This window comes from Photorhabdus temperata, assembly GCF_025384845.1.
GTDB classification, from domain to species: domain Bacteria; phylum Pseudomonadota; class Gammaproteobacteria; order Enterobacterales; family Enterobacteriaceae; genus Photorhabdus; species Photorhabdus temperata.
This window is the reverse complement of sequence record NZ_JAJAFX010000201.1, coordinates 1-723: the sequence shown is the minus strand read 5'-3', so window position 1 is coordinate 723 and position 723 is coordinate 1. Positions and strand designations below refer to the sequence as shown.

Annotated in this window: 1 protein-coding gene; it reads right to left on the bottom strand. The window is 37.9% G+C overall.

The window, feature by feature from the left end; all coding sequences use genetic code 11:
• Window positions 1-243: 243 nt before the first annotated feature.
• Window positions 244-639 (bottom strand): hypothetical protein, encoded by a 396-nt coding sequence (locus LGZ99_RS24565; RefSeq protein ID WP_262979865.1) that lies wholly within the window; start codon window positions 637-639, stop codon window positions 244-246.
• Window positions 640-723 lie beyond the last annotated feature (84 nt).

Genomic DNA, 723 nt, shown 5'->3' with positions numbered 1-723 from the left:
TTTAATATCTCCTCCGATAACTCGATAGTACACATAGAACAATCGTTAAGATTGACAGCAATACAATGACTGTTTGTTTTCTTCATCATTGCATCAAGTTTTGCCGCGATTAAACGATTTCTGTATCGTTCAACTAATGTTTGATTACTCATAGATACCACTCTGTTTTTAGGCTGAGACAATCCCCAGCCATTAAGCTGTAATTAAAATCTAATCAGTTACTGAGTTAATTGGAGTTTATATTTAAGACCCACCCCTAGTTATTTTAATTAAGGCTTCTGCGCGTTGTTTAGCGGCCTCTTCTGTTAAGTAAATAAAACCGTCATCTAATCTACGGTAATCTGAAATTATACCACTCCAACGATAAGGAAGAACGTCGCCGTTTAAAGAGATAGTCCAATATCCCTGACCTTTTTCAAGTTTGTAACAAACCGGTTTTGGAAAGCTAACGTTAATTATTTCGGGCTTGCGGCGATATTCAATATCTTGATCCCAAGTCGGATGAAGTCGTAAGTTTTCCCACCATTCTCCGCCATTACATGAACCTTCCCACAGCTCCCAAGGCTTATCAGTTCTCATAGCATCGTGTGCATATTGAACCATAAGTTCAGCGTGCACGCATTTTTTATTGTCTGACATAATTAGTCCTCATTTATTTAATAAATAGCATCCGTGCCGATAATTCCTGTTGTTTCCTGATGTGGCGAAATTATTTTTTCACCC

Excerpts from the sequence above, each read along its gene's own strand:
- LGZ99_RS24565 (WP_262979865.1), bottom strand. The coding sequence starts at position 639 with ATGTCAGACAATAAAAAATGCGTGCACGCTGAACTTATGGTTCAATAT.